Raw genomic sequence first — 1,010 nt, forward strand, 5'->3', positions numbered from 1 at the left:
GTCCGCCGGGGTCCAGCGGCAGTATTCCGGCACCCTCGGACGTGTCGACAATTGCCAGATCGGAACGTTCCTCGCCTACGCCGATCGCCGTGGCGACCGCGTGCTGATCGACCGGGATCTCTACCTTCCCAAGGATTCGTGGGCCGTCGACTTCGAAAGACGCCGGGAGGCCGGGATCCCGGACGAGGTGTCCTTCCGCACCCGCCCGCAGCAGGCCCAGGCCATGATCGAGCGCGCCGTGGCAGCCGGGGTGCCGTTCTCGTGGTTCGTCGCGGACGAGGAGTTCGGCCAGAACAGGAACCTGCGCGGGTTTCTGGAAGGAGAGGGCATCGCGTACTGCATGGCGGTTCCGAAATCCACCGACGTGAACACCGCGGGCGTCACCACCAACCCCGACTCGCCGACCCGGCTGGACAACCTGGCGTCACATCTGCGGCCGGGAAACTTCTCCCGGCGCGCCTGCGGGATCGGCACGAAGGGGTTCCGTACCTACGACTGGGCCGTGATCGCCGGGCGGGAGGGACACCAGTACATTGTCCGCCGCGCCATCGCGGGCGGGGAGATCGCCTTCTTCCACTCCTACAACCCACGCGGGGAATCACTGTCGGAACTGGTGGCTGTCATCGGATTGCGCTGGCCGGTAGAGGAGTGTTTCGAGGCGGCCAAGCAGCAGGCCGGGCTGGACAACTACCAGGTACGCAAATACGACGCTTGGTATCGCCATGTCACCATGGCCATGCTGGCGTTGGCGTTCTTGGCCGCGATGGCACGAACTCCGCAAAAAGGGGCTCTTCACGCCTGGACGGTGACCGCGGGCCGCGAACGCGGCGGCTCGCGGCCCTGACCGTCGCCGAGGTCCGGCGGTTATTCAACCTGATCGGCCTGACTCGCATCGCCATCGACCAGGGACTTCGCTGGTCGATCTGGCGGCGTGCGCATCAGGCAGAGGCACGACGGCACCATTTCCGAAGACGACTACGACTCCAGATGATCAAGATCTAGCCCTGTAG

The 1,010-nt window shown here is 65.6% G+C and carries 1 protein-coding gene; it reads left to right on the plus strand.

All coding sequences use genetic code 11. From position 1 onward, the window contains the following. Nucleotides 1-844 (plus strand): IS701 family transposase (locus tag D7318_RS32315; RefSeq protein ID WP_120700801.1); only part of this gene is annotated, 844 nt, incomplete at its 5' end. Between the last annotated feature and the right edge of the window lie 166 nt (nucleotides 845-1,010).

Source organism: Streptomyces radicis (assembly GCF_003626575.1).
GTDB classification, from domain to species: Bacteria; Actinomycetota; Actinomycetes; order Streptomycetales; family Streptomycetaceae; genus Streptomyces; species Streptomyces radicis.